Annotated in this window: 13 protein-coding genes; 11 read left to right on the forward strand and 2 right to left on the reverse strand. The window is 42.9% G+C overall.

What is annotated here, in order from left to right; translation table 11 throughout:
* The first annotated feature begins 56 nt into the window (after positions 1–56).
* The 6 genes from AAGU76_RS13415 (at position 57) to AAGU76_RS13440 (ending at position 9,197) form a co-directional block, all read left to right on the forward strand.
* Positions 57–674 (forward strand): TetR/AcrR family transcriptional regulator, encoded by a 618-nt coding sequence (locus tag AAGU76_RS13415; RefSeq protein ID WP_342486019.1) that lies wholly within the window; start codon positions 57–59, stop codon positions 672–674.
* Between the two features lie 19 nt (positions 675–693).
* On the forward strand, positions 694–1,401 hold the full coding sequence (locus AAGU76_RS13420; RefSeq protein ID WP_342486020.1) for an ABC transporter ATP-binding protein: 708 nt from the start codon (positions 694–696) through the stop codon (positions 1,399–1,401).
* Positions 1,401–3,746 (forward strand): FtsX-like permease family protein, encoded by a 2,346-nt coding sequence (locus AAGU76_RS13425; protein WP_342486021.1) that lies wholly within the window; start codon positions 1,401–1,403, stop codon positions 3,744–3,746. The genes AAGU76_RS13420 and AAGU76_RS13425 overlap by 1 nt, the downstream gene beginning before the upstream one ends.
* A gap of 15 nt (positions 3,747–3,761) precedes the next feature.
* Complete coding sequence (locus AAGU76_RS13430) at positions 3,762–4,949, forward strand: HlyD family efflux transporter periplasmic adaptor subunit (RefSeq protein ID WP_342486022.1); 1,188 nt, start codon at positions 3,762–3,764, stop codon at positions 4,947–4,949.
* A gap of 30 nt (positions 4,950–4,979) precedes the next feature.
* Positions 4,980–6,368 (forward strand): NAD(P)/FAD-dependent oxidoreductase, encoded by a 1,389-nt coding sequence (locus AAGU76_RS13435; RefSeq protein ID WP_342486306.1) that lies wholly within the window; start codon positions 4,980–4,982, stop codon positions 6,366–6,368.
* A gap of 138 nt (positions 6,369–6,506) precedes the next feature.
* Positions 6,507–9,197 (forward strand): cation-translocating P-type ATPase, encoded by a 2,691-nt coding sequence (locus AAGU76_RS13440; protein ID WP_342486023.1) that lies wholly within the window; start codon positions 6,507–6,509, stop codon positions 9,195–9,197.
* Between the two features lie 87 nt (positions 9,198–9,284).
* Here AAGU76_RS13440 and AAGU76_RS13445 read toward each other — a convergent pair whose 3' ends face one another.
* Positions 9,285–10,655 carry a PLP-dependent aminotransferase family protein gene (locus AAGU76_RS13445; protein WP_342486024.1) on the reverse strand — a complete coding sequence of 457 codons (1,371 nt, stop codon included), beginning with the start codon at positions 10,653–10,655 and terminating at the stop codon, positions 9,285–9,287.
* 173 nt (positions 10,656–10,828) lie between these two features.
* On the opposite strand from AAGU76_RS13445, the gene pgeF reads away from it, so the two are divergent.
* Positions 10,829–11,632, forward strand: a complete 804-nt coding sequence (pgeF, locus tag AAGU76_RS13450) for a peptidoglycan editing factor PgeF (protein ID WP_342486025.1) — start codon at positions 10,829–10,831, stop codon at positions 11,630–11,632.
* Between the two features lie 194 nt (positions 11,633–11,826).
* Positions 11,827–12,894: a GerMN domain-containing protein gene (locus tag AAGU76_RS13455; protein ID WP_342486026.1), complete on the forward strand. Its 1,068-nt coding sequence runs from the start codon at positions 11,827–11,829 to the stop codon at positions 12,892–12,894.
* 113 nt (positions 12,895–13,007) lie between these two features.
* Here AAGU76_RS13455 and AAGU76_RS13460 read toward each other — a convergent pair whose 3' ends face one another.
* Complete coding sequence (locus AAGU76_RS13460) at positions 13,008–14,015, reverse strand: ABC transporter substrate-binding protein (protein WP_342486027.1); 1,008 nt, start codon at positions 14,013–14,015, stop codon at positions 13,008–13,010.
* A gap of 205 nt (positions 14,016–14,220) precedes the next feature.
* Between AAGU76_RS13460 and AAGU76_RS13465 the strand changes: the two genes are divergently transcribed.
* The 3 genes from AAGU76_RS13465 (at position 14,221) to AAGU76_RS13475 (ending at position 16,649) form a co-directional block, all read left to right on the forward strand.
* Positions 14,221–15,273, forward strand: a complete 1,053-nt coding sequence (locus AAGU76_RS13465; RefSeq protein ID WP_342486028.1) for an inorganic phosphate transporter — start codon at positions 14,221–14,223, stop codon at positions 15,271–15,273.
* A 13-nt stretch (positions 15,274–15,286) separates the two neighbouring features.
* On the forward strand, positions 15,287–15,910 hold the full coding sequence (locus tag AAGU76_RS13470) for a DUF47 family protein (RefSeq protein ID WP_342486029.1): 624 nt from the start codon (positions 15,287–15,289) through the stop codon (positions 15,908–15,910).
* A gap of 85 nt (positions 15,911–15,995) precedes the next feature.
* Positions 15,996–16,649 carry a redox-sensing transcriptional repressor Rex gene (locus AAGU76_RS13475; protein WP_342486030.1) on the forward strand — a complete coding sequence of 218 codons (654 nt, stop codon included), beginning with the start codon at positions 15,996–15,998 and terminating at the stop codon, positions 16,647–16,649.
* Positions 16,650–16,675 lie beyond the last annotated feature (26 nt).

Raw genomic sequence — 16,675 nt, forward strand, 5'->3', positions numbered from 1 at the left:
TCAATATAATATATAATATTATTGACTGGTAAGTCAATTGCGCACAGGAGGAAAAAATGCTGGACAGTTCGAAAAAAGAAAAGATACTTGAAGCAAGCATACAGGAGTTTTCAGAACATGGCTTTGACAAGGCAAACACCGACAGGATATGCCGCAGGGCGGAAGTGTCTAAGGGTCTTATATTTCATTACTTCGGTTCAAAGGAAAATCTGTTTATGGCAGCTATGGACAAATGCGTGGATGATGTTGTGGAAGAGTTCGATGACCTGGTGTTCCCTGGCGGCGATTTTGTTCAAATACTCTTGAAGATAATTGAAGTGAAGTACAATTTCTTTTCAAATCACCCAACGCACTACAAGCTGCTGATGAAGGGGTTCTACAACTCCCCATCAAAGCTTCGGGACAGACTTGCTCAAAGATACGCACAGGTGAAGCAGATAGGAATTAATAACATGGTGGATATAATTAAGGGTCTGCCTGTGAAAAAGAATGTTGAAACGAAGGATATCGTTTCCGTAATGTCGGGAATAACCGCAGTTGTGGAAAGCAAGTATATCCCTGCTTTTGCAGATGGAAGCAAGAGCTTTGAAGAATACTACCTGGAAGTAAAGGATGAATATATGAATCTAATGAATATCGTCATGTACGGTATGCTGGAAGATGGAAAAAACTAATATTGACGGGGGTTTTAGAATGAGCGAATCAGTATTGAGGGCAGAAAATATAAGCAAGTATTACAAGATGGGCGAAGTTACCGTGAAGGCCCTGGAAGATGTGAGCTTTGACGTTAAAAAAGGCGAGTTCGTGGTAATCCTGGGGCCCAGCGGATCAGGGAAAAGCACGCTTTTAAACATAGTTGGAGGTATGGACACACCTACCACCGGCGATGTATATTTCAACGGTGAGCTCATAACCGGCATGAGCGACAGGGATCTGACAGTTTACAGAAGAAACGAGATTGGATTTGTTTTTCAGTTTTACAACCTCATGTCCACGCTTACTGCAAAGGAAAATGTGGAGCTTGCTGCTGAAATATGCCAGAATCCCATTGACGTGGAAGAGGTTCTTGAGGCTGTGGGGCTTAAGGAAAGAATGAACAATTTTCCTTCACAGATGAGCGGCGGTGAGCAGCAAAGGGTTGCCATAGCCAGAGCGGTTGCTAAAAATCCTCAGATACTACTTTGTGATGAACCTACGGGAGCCCTGGATTTTGAAACAGGAATATCAATCCTCAAGGTACTGAAGGACATGAATGAGAGATACAATAACACAGTTGTTGTAATAACACACAACTCTTCAATAGCTCAAATGGCAGACAAGATAATCAAGATGCGAAGCGGAAAAATCACAGAGGTTGTTTTAAACCATACGCCTATTCCGGCTGAAAGGATTGAGTGGTAATGAAAAAGCTTGATAAAAGACTTTTTAGAATGATCAGGAACACCAAGGGGCAGTATGTTGCTGTCCTGGCCATAATCATTACAGGAATTTTTGTGTTCACAGCCGTAAGCAATTCTTCCATAAATCTGGGAGACTCGCTGGATGATTACTATAACATCACAAATTTTCCGGATATATTCGTAACGGCTGCAGGGCTTCCGGAAAAGCTGGAGTCAACTCTTCCGGGAATTTCTGACATCAAGGAAGCTGAAGAAAGAATCGTGTTTGACACTCCCTTCATCAGTGATGATGCAGACGAAAATGTTGATGTAAGGGTCATATCTGTTGACAAACAGGAGAACAAAATCAATAAGCTGTTCATAAAGTCGGGCAGAAGGCAGATTTCAGGAAATGAGGTAATAGTCATCGAGCAGTTTGCCAACGCCAGAAACATAAATGCGGGAGACGAAATAAAGCTTCAAATAAACGGAAAGCAGTACAGATTCAAGGTTGCTGCAGTAGCATCCAGCTCAGAATATGCGTACATGATGAAGAACGAGCAGGTTTTCCTTCCGGATCCGTACAACTTCGGAGTAATATATGTTGAAGAAGATTACATCAGGAAGATATACGGAGGGCAGGGAAACTTCAATGAGATGCTCATTACATTAAATGCAGGTGCCAACAGGGAGAAGACTGCCGACTTTCTGGAAGATTATCTTGAAAAATACGGTGTTCAAAGGGTAATTGAAAGGGAAGACCAGCTGAGCAACAGCATGCTCATGCAGGAGATACAAGGCCTTAAGATGATGTCAAAATCAGTGCCCATAGTATTTCTTGTTTTTGCGGGAATAATGCTGGCAACCATGCTTTCAAGGATCGTCAAAAAGGACAGGACATCCATAGGGGTTTTAAAGGCGCTGGGTTTTTCGGACAGGGACATAGTCTCTCACTACCTGAAGTATGCAGCTTCGGTGGGAATCATAGGAGGGGCCGCAGGGTCTCTCATAGGAACAGCGCTTTCCGGTTTCATGACCAGTTATTACCTGGTTTTCTTCAACATTCCCATGCTGACCATAAAGCTGTACTATGACAGAATAGCCATGTCAATAGTGCTGTCGCTGATATTCTGCATCCTTTCAGGATTTTTCGGCGTAAGAAGCATAGTGAAAATCAACCCTGCGGAGTCCATGAAGCCCGAGGCGCCAAAAAAGGGAAAAAGAATTTTCCTGGAAAATATTAAAATTATCTGGAGCCATGTGCCCTTTTCCTGGAAGATTGTTCTTCGAAATATATTCAGGGAAAAGAAAAAATTTATATTCATCGGAGCCGCTGTGGCTATAACCTGCGGCATGATGGTGATGACCATGTGGATGACGGATATCATGGACGTCATGTTTAACAAGCACTACGGCGAATTCATGAAAATTGATTACAACATAAGCTTCAACAGCTTTCAGAATAAAAATGTAAAAAACGAAATTGCCGAAAAGGTAAGATACTCGGACATGGAACTGAGGACTGAGATTCCGTTTGAAGTAAGTAACGGTCCGAAATCAAAAATAGTGAACATAATAGGAATTGAAGACGGGGAGGCCTTCTACGGCTTTGAGGACTTTTATGGTAACAAGGTGAAACTTCCGGGCAGCGGAATATTGATATCATCCAACCTGGCCAAGGCACTGGATGTGGATGTTGGCGACAAAATTCTGTTGAAGAATTTTATTTCCGGTAAGGATGACGGATATGTGCAGGTGAAAGGGATAATTAAGCAAACCCTTGGAATCAACGGTTACATGAACCTTGACTACCTGAACAGAAACTTTCTTGACAAGGGAGTTGCCAACGGAGTGTACATCAATTCCCACGAAGATGTTGCCAAGGCCTTAAGCTCCATGGACAACATAACCATCATGTCTCAATCAGACCTGAAGGGAGCATTTGAGGAATTCACTGAGGTAACTGCCGCATCAATGATGTTCATGGTTTTATTCTCAGGAATTTTGGGTTTTGTCATAGTCTACAGCATGACTCTTATGAGCATAAACGAAAGAACGCTGGAATTTTCGGCACTTAGGGTAATGGGATTCACAAAGTCAGAAATATTCAGGATGCTTGTAAGGGAAAACATGATAATGTCGGTTATTGGAATAGGTGCCGGCATACCTCTTGGTATATGGCTCGTGGGATACATGGCAGAGGAATTCACCACGGACATATACACCATGAATGAGCCCATAACCATAAAAACAGTTATTTTATCAATAGTTCTCACAATAGTGTTCATAGTGCTGGCCCAGCTGATGACTTACGCCAAGGTTCACAGACTGGACTTCATGCAGGCTCTCAAGAGCAGAATATCATAAAATTTGGAGGGTATAATGAAAAATAAAAAGAGATATATAACCATTATAGCAGTATTATCAGTGCTGGCATACATCCTGTTCACGATGTTCAGCAGGGGGCAGAAGCCCTTTGAGGGAGCTACCTCGAAGGCAAAGCTGGGCGATATTAAAAGCACCATTGAGGAAACCGGAACTGTATATTCCAAAAGAGTCAACACATTTTATTCTGACATGAGCAAAAGAGTGCAGACTCTTAACGTGTCCGTAGGTGACAAAGTAAAAAAAGGTGATATAATATTGACGTACGAAAATAATTATGACCTGGAAATCGAAAGGGCGAACAAGCAGATTGAGGCTATCACCGCCACCTACAACGAAACGGTAAAGGGAGCGGACTTTCAGGAGATTTCCAACATGAAGCTTCAGATAAGCACTATAGAGACCAGCCTGAGCTTTGCCAGAAGCAACCTGGAAAAGATGAAGACATTGTATGAGAACAGTGCGGTGAGCCAGGTGGAGTACGAAGAAGCTCAAAACCAGGTGACAGCTCTTGAAAACCAGCTTCAGGAAGCAAAAAACAACTACAACCTTCTCATCAAGGGTGTGTCATCCAATGTTAAGAAGCAGTATGAGGCTCAGATTGAAGAAATAATGATTCAGATAAGGATTCTTGAAAAAAATATAGAACAGTCATCAATAAAGGCTGAATTTGACGGAGTAATAACCGAACTTAACGTGCATCAGGGAGGAATGACCCAGGCTGGTGTTGTAGTGGCTGAGATTCAGGATGAAAACAATCTGGGCGTATACGTGGAGGTTCTCGCTGAAGATGCAAAACAAACAGCTGTGGGAATGCCGTTTGTAATCGAGACGCGGGACGGCGAAGTAAATCTGTCGGTAAACAGAATCTACCCCAAGGCCAATTCAAAGGTCTCCGATCTGGGTGTTGAGCAGAAAAGAGTCAGGATTGAAGCAGACCTGGAGAATAGCAAGGATTACAAGATAGGCTCTGAAATGGACGTTGTCATAGTGCTGGAGGAAAAAAACGACGTGATTCTGGTAGACAAGGATGCTGTATATGAAAAGGACGGCAGGCAGTATGTAACGGTCATAGATAACAATGAAAAAACCGAAAGGGAAGTTACAACGGGCATCAAGGATGAAGACAACGTGGAAATAAAGTCCGGCCTGGCTGAAAATGAGGCTGTGCTGATTGAGTACTGAGATTAAACGTTAAAAATAAAGCTGGAGGAAATTATGAAATATGACGTAATAATTGTGGGTGCCGGAGCAAGCGGGGTATTCACTGCTTACGAGCTTACAAAAGAAAGATCTGATATAAAGGTTTTGATTATAGAAAAGGGACATCATCTGGACATGAGAAAATGCCCAATTGACAATAAGAAGATAAAGTCATGCATCCACTGCAGCGTGTGCAATGTGGTAAACGGCTTCGGAGGAGCGGGAAGTCTTTCTGACGGCAAGTACAACATAACAAACAATTTCGGAGGCTATCTGAACAAGTATGTGGGCGACAAGGAAGCATTAGACCTTATGTACTACGTTGACCAGGTTCTTTGCGGCATGGGAGGAGCTGATGCCAAGCTGTATTCAACGGCAAACAGCGAGCTTAAAACAAAGGCTCTGCAGCACGACCTACACCTGATGGATGCAAAGGTAAGGCATTTCGGAACAGACAGAAATGTTATAATTCTCGGAAACATGTTTGACCATCTCAAGGAGAGGGTTGAATTCAAATTTGACTGTGAGGTGCTTGACATAAATCATGAAAATGAAAAGTTCACAGTCAATACAAAAAACGGAGACTATGAATGCTCGGATTTGATCCTGGCAACAGGACGCTCTGGTTCAAAATGGATATCGGGAATCTGCGACAAGATGAAGATAAAAACCAAAAGAAACAGAGTTGACATCGGTGTGAGGGTGGAGCTTCCGTCAGAGGTTTTTGAACATATAACAAAGGAAGTATACGAAAGCAAGATTGTATACAGAACAAGGAAGTACAACGACCTGGTGAGGACGTTCTGCATGAACCCCCACGGCGTGGTTGTAACCGAGAACACAAACGGAATTGTTACAGTAAACGGGCACAGCTATTCAGATGAAAAGCTGCACACTGAAAATACAAATTTTGCCCTGCTGGTTTCCAACAATTTCACTGAACCCTTCCACGACAGCAACGAATACGGCGAATCCATAGCAAGGCTAAGCAACATGCTGGGCGGTGGTGTTATCGTTCAAAGGTTTGCTGACCTGGTAAACGGCAGAAGATCAAACGAAAGAAGAATGACAAAAAGTTTCACGAATCCGACTCTCAACGCTACTCCCGGAGATTTGAGCCTGGTTATACCCAAGAGACAGCTGGATGACATAATCGAAATGATCTATGCTCTGGATAAGATAGCACCGGGTACAGCCAACGAGGATACGCTTCTTTACGGTGTCGAGGTGAAATTCTACAATTCGACTGTGGAGGTCAGCAGTAACCTTGAAACCAGGATAAAGAATCTGTATGTGCTGGGGGACAGCTCCGGCGTAACACATTCCCTTTCCCAGGCATCCGCAAGCGGAGTCCATGTAGGAAGGATATTACTGGAGAAATACAAAAACAAAGCCGAATAATGTTCGGCTTTGTTTTTGCTTACAACATTTCGCGCTGATTGTGTCGAGTAAATAATTATTGCAATTAAGGTAATAATTACATTATAATAGTGTTGACGTAATTATTGGATTATGTTGCAGAGATTGGAGGAAAATAATTTGGAATGGTATAACAAGAGCAAAAAGGAAGTGCTTACAGAGCTTGGCACAGACGAGTTTTTAGGTCTGAACGATCAGGAAGCGCTTCAGAGGTTGGAGAAATACGGCAGAAACGAATTGGAAGCTCAGGCGAAGAAAAGCTTTTGGTCTAAGCTTGTGGGCCAATTTGCTGATTTTTTGATAATCATTTTAATTGTGGCAGCCGGAATTTCCGCGGCTGTTGGAGAAAAGGAAGATGCAGTTGTAATACTGGCAATAGTTGTAATAAATGCAGTTTTAGGAATATATCAGGAAGGAAAAGCTGAAAAATCAGTTGAAGCGCTTCAGAAGATGAGCGCTCCCAACGCGAAGGTGGTAAGAAACGGCAACCAGCTCACATTGCCTGCAGCCAGCATTGTTCCTGGAGATGTAGTGGTTCTTGAAGCAGGAGACATAATCCCTGCGGACGTGAGACTGGTTGAAAGTTCCAATCTGAAAATTGAAGAGGCATCCCTTACGGGGGAATCCGTTCCCGTTGAGAAGGATGCAAAAGCATCAATCCTCGGGCCTGCCGGAATAGGCGACAGGCACAACATGGGATTTTCAAGCACCATAGTAACATACGGAAGAGGCAAGGGCGTTGTTGTGGGAACAGGACACCATACTGAAATAGGAAACATTGCAACGAAGATTCAGTCTTATGACGAAGAGCAGACTCCTCTTCAGATAAAGCTGAACCAGCTTGGAAAAGTTTTGGGAACCTTGACCATTGCAATTTGCGTTATTGTGTTCGGAGTAGGCCTTCTGCAGGGAAGAGAAGTTCTTGAGATGCTTCTTACATCCATAAGCCTTGCGGTTGCTGCAATCCCTGAAGGACTTCCTGCAATAGTTACAATAGTACTTTCCATAGGAATGAACCGCATGGCCGAAAGAAATGCCATAGTGAAGAAGCTTCTAGCTGTTGAGACTCTCGGAGCAACCTCTGTAATATGTTCAGATAAGACAGGAACACTTACTCAGAATGAAATGACCGTAGTAAAGGCATATGTGGATGGCAAGATACTTGAGGTTGAAGGGGGCGGATACGAGCCCGTGGGAGCAATCAAGCTTGAGGGCAAACAGATTGGGGCAGATTCACTGCCTAACCTGGCTAACCTTGCATCCATAGGAGCACTGTCAAATGATGCTCATCTTGACAACTCATCAGGTATGTACAAGGTTGTGGGAGACCCGACTGAAGGAGCCATAGTCACGTTCGCAGGCAAGCTGGGAAAAACCACTGAAGACCTTAACGCTGCTTACCCAAGGGTAAATGAACTGCCCTTTGATTCAGCAAGAAAAATGATGAGCACATTCCACAAGAATTACATAGAAGGAAAAATGGTGTCCTTTACAAAAGGAGCTCCGGACATAGTAATAAGCAGATGCACTAAAATTGCCCTTAACGGAGAAGTTGTTGAATTCACACAGGAGTTGAAAGACAAGGTTCTTTTCGTAAATAAGACATTTGCCCGCTCTGCACTCAGGGTTTTGTCTGCAGCATACAAAGTTTGGGATCGTGTACCGGAACATCTTGATTTTGAGGAAGTTGAAAATGACATGATTTTCGTCGGACTCATGGGTATGATTGACCCTGCAAGGCCTGAAGTTAAGGATTCCATAAGGGAATGTAAGGAAGCCGGAATAGAAGCTGTAATGATAACCGGTGACTATAAGGAAACAGCCTATGCCATAGCCAGGGACCTGGGAATGGTTGAAACTGAGGACCAGGCCATGATGGGAGCCGAACTTGACGCTTTGTCAGACGAAGAGCTCAGAGAGGTTGTGAAGAAGACCAAGGTATATGCCAGGGTATCTCCCGACCATAAGGTTAGAATTGTTACAGCCCTGAAAGAAAACGGACACATAACATCCATGACAGGCGACGGAGTAAACGACGCACTGGCGCTGAAGAAGGCTGACATAGGTGTTGCAATGGGCATCACAGGTACAGACGTTGCAAAGAACACGGCAGAAGTTATACTGACGGACGACAACTTCGCAACCATAGTAAACGCCGTTGAGGAAGGAAGAATCATATTCAGCAACATCAAGAAGTTCGTGTTCTTCCTCTTAAGCTGCAACATAGGAGAAATACTACTTGTTTTCGTAAGCATACTTCTGGGATGGAATGTTCCGCTTGTTCCGATACAGCTATTGTGGCTGAACCTGGTTACAGACAGTTTCCCTGCCATGGCATTGGGAGTTGAGAATGCCGAGCCCGGCATAATGAAACATCCTCCCCGTGACACAAAGGAACCGATACTTGACAGAGGCATGATAGGCGGCATATTGTTCCAGGCGGTTGCCATTTCTGTAGCATCGCTTCTTTCATACTTCTGGGCGATGAAAGCATATCCGGGAGCTGAAAACCTGGTGCATGAAAGGTCCATAGTGTTCACAACGCTCATAACAGCTGAACTTTTAAGGGCATTTTCGTCCAGGTCTCAGGACTTCACCATTTTAAAAATAGGCATCTTGTCTAACAGGAGAATGGTTCAGGCAGTTTTTGCTTCCTTCGGACTTACTGTGCTGGTGCTTTATGTTCCAATACTCAACGACATATTCAACGTTGTTCCGCTTACTTTTGTTGATTGGGAGATTGTCATGATGTTTGCCTTCATACCGCTGGTAGCCGGAGAACTGTACAAGAAGCTTTTCAAGAACAAGTAAGCAGATGATTTAACATAATGATTTCGTAATATAGTAATTTCACAATGTTAAAATAAACTGAAGGCTCCGAAAAATCGGAGCCTTTATTCATTCAAACAAAACCTTTCCAAGAAGCTCTGTGAAGTCCTGAATTTTATCGGTATTGATTCCGCTGTAGTTCAGGGAAAATATCACTTTGTCCTTGCTGCTGCTGATGATGTTCAGGAGTATTCCCGTTTTTCTGGCGTCTTCCTGCAATGCATGCTCGGTTTTTTTCACCGCTGCCTCGCATACTATGTGAAGACCCGAATCGGAATTTATTATTTCAAGTTTGTCCTTGAACCTGTATTTGAAGCTTGCTGCAAGAAGCATATTCTTCTTCTTATATATTCGCTTTATTTTCCTAAGATGCTTTACCATGAAGCCTTCCTTCATGAAATTGGCAAGCACTACCTGGTCAATCTTTGAGGTTGATTGGGTGTGGCGCGTCTTAATCGTGCTGTACACGGGAAGAAGTTTCTTTGGTATGACCATGAAGCTTATTCGAAGTGACGGCAGAAGCATTTTTGAGAAGGATCCCAGGTATATGACGCAGTCGTTCTTGTCGAGTCCCTGCAGGCACGGTATAGGCATTCCTCCGTAGCGTATCATGCCGTCATAGTCGTCTTCAATGATAAGACCGTTGTTTTTCTGGGCCCAATCCAGCAGCTCCATGCGCTTGTTCACAGGCATGGTGGTTCCCAGCGGATATTGGTGCGAAGGACTCACATACACAACCTGCGCATCGCTTTTTTTCAGAGCTCCAATGGGAAATCCGTTGTCCGTAACCTCGATGTGGCGTATGTTGAAGGAATAGTCTTCAAAAATGTATTCAGCCTTATAAAATCCCGGAGTTTCCACAGCTACGGTGTTGTAGTCGCTTCTAATTATGCCTATGAGCATTCCCAAGAGGTACTGGACGCCTGCTCCAACAATGACCTGTTCTGGACCGGTATTGCCTCCGCGCATGGTGTTTACGAAGTTTGCAATTTCTTCCCGAAGAAATTTCTCTCCCTGGATGGAGCCGCTGGAGTAAATGTTCGTGTCTTCGTCTGCAACAACCTTGTTGTAAAGCCTTCTCCATGTGGAGATGTCAAAGCTGTCCTTGTCCACGCCGTCATTTAGATAATAGGTGTCACTGTCTTGTTTGACTGTGCTTTTCAGTACGGTTGAAACAATGTCAAAGCTGTATTCCGTAAGGTCGCACACAAAGTAACCCCTTTTGGGCTGATTTTCAATGTAGCCTTCAGCCACAAGCTGGCTGTAGGCATTTTCAATTGTTGTCTTGCTTAAGTTAAGGCTTGCAGAAGCTTCTCTGATGGAAGGAAGCTTGGAATCCGGTTTCAAGAGACCAGAGATGATTTCATTCTTGATGTATTCGTAAAGCTGTATGTACAGCGCCTTGCTGCTGTCCTTATCGAAAACAGGGGAAATGATCATGTTACCTCCAACTGACTCGGCAGAATAATGTAAATTTTATAATTTTAACGGTTACAATTATTTTAGCATACTGCCCATATAAATGAAATAAAAATTCTACATCATTTCTTTTAATGTACATAAAATTTCTATTATGGTATAATTGTTGTGATTTTTTTAAATGAGGGGTAGTCATGCACACACTGAACAGAACACAGGATTTTGAATATATTACTTTTCCGTCCCTCCAAGGGTACGGGGGACTATTCCATTGCTTCACAACCAGGAAGGGAGGAGTGAGCAGCGAAGAGTTTGCTTCCATGAACCTGGGAATGGGTACGGGAGACGATGTTGAAAATGTAGAGAAAAATTATGAAATTATGTCGAAAAGGCTGGGCATAAGGTTGAAAGACATAGTGGAAACGGACCAGACACACACAAACAATGTAAGGTACGTTACGGACAAGGACAAGGGAAGGGCCATGAAAGACCCTGACTACAACGATGTGGACGGCCTTTATACAGATATAAGAAACATTGCCCTCATGACCTTTCATGCAGACTGCACACCTTTGTTTTTTTATGATACGGTGAAAAATGCCATAGGTATGGCTCATGCAGGATGGAGAGGAACGCTTCAGAACATTGCCGGTAAAATGATTGATGCAATGGTGAAGGACCTGGGCTGCAATCCCAAGGACATGAAGGCAGTCATAGGACCGTCCCTGGGCCAATGCTGCTTTGAAGTTGACGAGGACGTTGCTGCCATGTTCCTTTCTTACGACAGCAGCTATTCGGAGCTGATGGTAAAAAAGGGAGAGAAGTTTCACTTTGATCTTTGGGAAATCAACAAACGACTCATGGTAAAGCACGGCATGGATGAAAACAGCATAGAGGTTTCAGGCCTGTGCACCAAGTGCAACAGGGAGCTGTTCTTTTCGCACAGGGGACAGAAGGGAAAAAGGGGCCTGATGTGCGGGATTATAATGCTTAAATAATACAAATGTCAGGTGGTTCTATCTAATACTCTTATGTAGACTGTGTAATTAAAAAAGTATGTTTTATCGAAACAAAACGGTTATGGCTGGTTGAAAGCTGCAACCGTTTATTTTTATAATTTAATCTATTAAGTCATATCTTCGGTACATGCCAAATATAATGAAATATATAAAGACGTGAGGAGGGTATGAAATTGTCTTATAAGAAGATTATATCTTTAATATTGATTTCATGTTTGGCAGTAAGCATAACAGGATGCAGCACTTTAGATATGATGGTAGGTCTGAAGGGAGAAGAAAATAAGGATGCGACAGATTTGGCAGACTTGTCGGATTTTGAGATTGTAGATGACAGCATCGGCGAAGAAGCCTTGGAAGAAACACAGGAAGAAGCAGTGGAAACAATTACCGTAAATGCCGAAGAAAAAAGGATGACAGATATACTTGCTTACTATGAAGATGAAAATGGTTTTGTGGTTCCCGTTCACACCAGCATTCCATGGGAAGAAGGAATAGCCAAAGCTACATTGAGAAGCATGGTGGTCGGCAGTGAAACCGAAATGAAACTTGCTCAGTCAAATCTTCACGGTGTACTTCCGGAAGGTACTGAAATAAGAGGAATGTCAATAAAAGACGGTCTTTGCAGGGTTGATCTGGGTAAAAATGTTCTGAATGCAAAGACCTACGAGCAGGAAGAAAATATGATGTCTGCCCTTACATATACGCTGACGGAATTTCCAACAATCGACAAGGTAGAGGTCCTGGTTGAAGGACAGGCGCTGTCTTCACTGTCGAAGGGGTATGCTATCGACACAGCATTTGAAAGGAAGAATATAAATCTTTACGGAAGTGCAGACGGAGTGAACTACACCGTTTATTACAAGGCTCCTGACACAGAGGTGGAAGGACACTATGTTCCTGTAACATTTTCTGCAGCCAAAGTCGGAAATCCGGCAGCAGCAGTTGTTGAAAAGCTGTTTTCAGGGGCTCCTTCAGACACGGTCCTGAGCAACAACATTCCTGTGAATGTTAATCTCAGGGGATTGGAAGTAAAGGGAGGCACCGCAGTTGTAAACCTTGGAGTTGAGGCTGTGAACCTTTCCGAAGAAGAGTTTGAAGACATGAATGCCATAGTTGTTCTTTGCCTTGAACAGTTTGAAGAAATAGCTGACGTTGAATACAACATAGAAGGTTTGTCCTTTGAAGAAGCAGGACTGGATTTCGAAGAGGACAACATCACTCCGGTATTCAACCAGTACTAAATTCAATTAAAAATGAAGAATTAAAAATTAAGAATGATTGAAAAAGGACGACTGCGGTCGTCCTTTCACATTTAATTCTTCACTCTTCACTCTTAATTCTTAATTGAATTGCACTATTTGCCGTAATTTTCCTTTGCCTTTAAAGCAAAAACAGGAGTCTGAATCTCTTTGTAGGGAGCTCCTTCTTCAATTTCTCCAGCAGTCATCATTATATCGATGAGTCGGTTGTAGCCGTCTTCACCGAGAACCAGGTCAGGATTCCAGGTGTCAAGATCCTTGTATGTCTGAACTATTTTTGCTATGAATTCAACCTTTGAATCTGCAAACTGAGGAAGAATTGCTTCGGCAACCTCCATTGCTGTGTGTTCCTCAACCCACACCATTCCTTCATAAAGGGCATCGGCAAAGTTCTGTATTGTTTCAGGGTTCTTTTCGATGTAGCTTTCAAGTGAACTGTAGCAGGTGTACGGAACATATCCTGCAAGTTTTCCTACGGATTCCAAAACATAGCCGTTTCCCTGAAGTTCGAATGTGGAAGCGAGAGGTTCGAACAAAGTGGTGTAATCTGCTTCACCGGAAGCAAATGCACCGGCCATCATGTCAAACTGAACATCAGTTCTTACATCAACGTCAACGCCGGGAGTCAATTTGTTTTGCTTCAAAACATATTCAAGAGTCATCAAAGGCACACCGCCTTTTCTTCCACCGAGAATGGTCTTTCCTTCAAGGTCTGCAATTGAGAAATTATCGTCACGCTCTCTTCCAACAATAAATGACCCGTCCCTTTGGGTGAGCTGCGCAAAATTCACAGCTCCATCGTTCCTTCCCTGCAGATATACGTACACACTGGCTTCCGGTCCCATAAAAGCAACATCCGCTTCGCCGCTTACGAGAGCAGCCATGCATTTGTCGGCTCCTCCTCCGTTGGTAAGCTCAATGTTCAAGCCGTGTTTTTCAAAAAAACCTTTTTCAATTGCGACGTACTGAGGAGCATAAAAAATTGAGTGTGTAACCTCCACAAGGCGCACATTCTGCTTTTCAGTCGCCTTCTGTTCGCAGCCTGCAACAAGCATGGAAACAACAAGAAGAACAACAACGATCAGTGAAATATACTTTTTCATAACACCCTCCAATAATAGTATCAGTTCATATAATATTCATGAGCACCGGATAGGTTACTTTGCTGCAATAAATGATGAATTCAATGTTTCAGTTTATTGAAATAAATGGTAGAATGTTTGATGATTTTGTGCTATATTAAAATTGTGTGTAATAATAAGAAGAAAATATTGTAAGGAATATACAATTTGATGTCAGGAGAATAAAATGGAAATTTCTTTTTCAAATTTTCTTTCACAAATTATTTCCAATCCCATGCTTCTGGTCACAACTCTGCTCACTCTGGGGGTTATTTTGGTAAACGGCTGGACTGATGCTCCCAATGCCATAGCTACCTGCGTTTCCACACGTTCAATCTCGGCAAGTTCCGCAATTCTCATGGCTGCAGTTTTCAATTTTTTTGGTGTCTTTGTAATGACAATGATAAATGCAAACGTTGCGCTGACTATATACAACATGGTGGACTTCGGAGGAAACTCCAAGGATGCCCTGGTTGCTTTGTGTGCTTCTTTGTTTGCAATAGTTACATGGGCAACTGCCGCCTGGTGGTTCGGAATACCCACAAGCGAAAGCCATGCATTGATTGCGGGGATTTCAGGGGCTGCCATAGCCCTGCACAACGGCTTGGAGGGAATAAATTCCAGCGAGTGGATGAAGGTAATTTACGGACTGGGACTGTCTACGCTTCTTGGTTTCGTAATGGGATGGATTACAGTGAAGACCACGGAACTGATTTTCAAGCGGGCAAACAGGAGAAAGACAAACATGTTTTTTCAAAAGGGTCAGGTTCTGAGCGGCGCAACCATGGCTTTCATGCATGGAGCCCAGGACGGACAGAAGTTTATGGGAGTTTTCATGCTTGGAATATTCCTTGCAAATGGACAGGCCAATGTAACAAACTTTCAGATTCCTGTCTGGATGATGATGTTGTGCTCAGTAGTCATGGCTCTTGGAACTTCCATAGGAGGATACAAAATAATCAAGTCCGTTGGAATGGACATGTGCAGGCTTGAAAAATACCAGGGGTTTTCTGCGGACATGGCAGCAGCAACATGTCTGTTCCTTTCGTCAATGACTGGAATTCCGGTTAGCACAACCCATACGAAAACAACTGCGATAATGGGAGTAGGAGCTGCCAAAAGACTTTCATCCGTAAACTGGGGGCTCGTAAGCGAAATGGTATGGACATGGATTCTGACATTTCCGGGATGCGGTTTCATTGGTTTTTTGATGGCAAAGCTTTTTATGATGATATTTTGATTAGAGGTGGAAAATGGCACGAAAGAACGATTTCGACTATTTCGACGGTTTCATAAAACTGTCAGAATATTGCTGCAGCGCTGCCCGCATGCTGGACGACATAATACGCAACTACGATGCTGGTTCGCTGCAGAAGAAGATGAAAGAAATGCATGATATTGAGCATGCTGCAGATCTGGAAGGACATGAAATAATCAGAAGGCTCTCCAGGGAATTCATAGCACCAATTGACAGAGAGGATATTATATCGCTTCTTCATGAAATTGATGACATTACCGATTTGATTGAGGATGTTCTGCTGCACATGTATATGTACAACGTAAAAACCATGAGGGAAGACGCCCTGGGATTTTCCGATATCATACTCCAAAGCGTGGAGGAGCTGAAGGAAACATTCAGGGAGTTTAAAAATTTCCGCAAATCCAAGGAAATTCATAAGAAAATTGTGCACATAAACAAGCTTGAGGAAGACGGGGACAACCTGTATACGGAAGCAGTAAGAAAGCTCCACATGACAAGCACCGACGCCATAGAAATAATGACATGGACGGTTGCCTTCAACAGCTTTGAGAAATGCTGCGACGCATGCGAAGAAGCCGCCAATGTGGTGGAAAGCATCATAATGAAAAATTCATAAAAAATTGTGAAAAAAAGTTTATTTCTGCAAAAAAGTAGTTGCATTGTAAACGAAAGATTGTTAAAATAAAAGCAGGAGGCGCAATATGGATAAACACGATAGAATTTCACCTGCAGTAATAAGAAGATTGCCCAAGTACTACAGATATCTGGGTGAATTGAACAAAATGGGTGTGAACAAAACATCATCAAGGGAATTAAGCGAGATGACTGGTTTCTCAGCTTCACAGATCCGTCAGGATTTAAATAATTTCGGTGGGTTTGGACAACAGGGATTCGGCTACGATGTAGAAAATTTAAGAAATGAAATAGCCAAAATACTTGGTCTTGACAAAAAGTACAAGATTATCATCGTCGGCGCCGGAAATATTGGCCAGGCAATCGCAAACTACACCGGTTTTTACGAAGCGGATTATGAAGTTGTCGCTTTGTTTGACAAGAATCCTAAATTAATTGGATTGTCCATTAGAAATGCAATGATAATGGATTCAGATGATCTGGAAGGATTCCTGGGAAGAGAAAAAATTGATATAGCAGTTATATGTACTCCTAAGAGTGTCAGCCAGCAAGTTGCTGACCAGGTGGTAAGGTGCGGCATAAAGGCTATATGGAATTTTGCACCAAAGGATTTGAAGATGCCGGATGACGTGCATGTTGAAAATGTACATCTCAATGAAAGTTTGTTTTCGCTCACATATTATTACAACAGGATGAACAAAGACAAGAAAAAAGATGAATAAAAATCAAAACAAAGCAGAGATTATTA

This window comes from Sedimentibacter sp. (assembly GCF_038562225.1).
In the GTDB taxonomy this organism is placed as follows: domain Bacteria; phylum Bacillota; class Clostridia; order Tissierellales; family Sedimentibacteraceae; genus Sedimentibacter.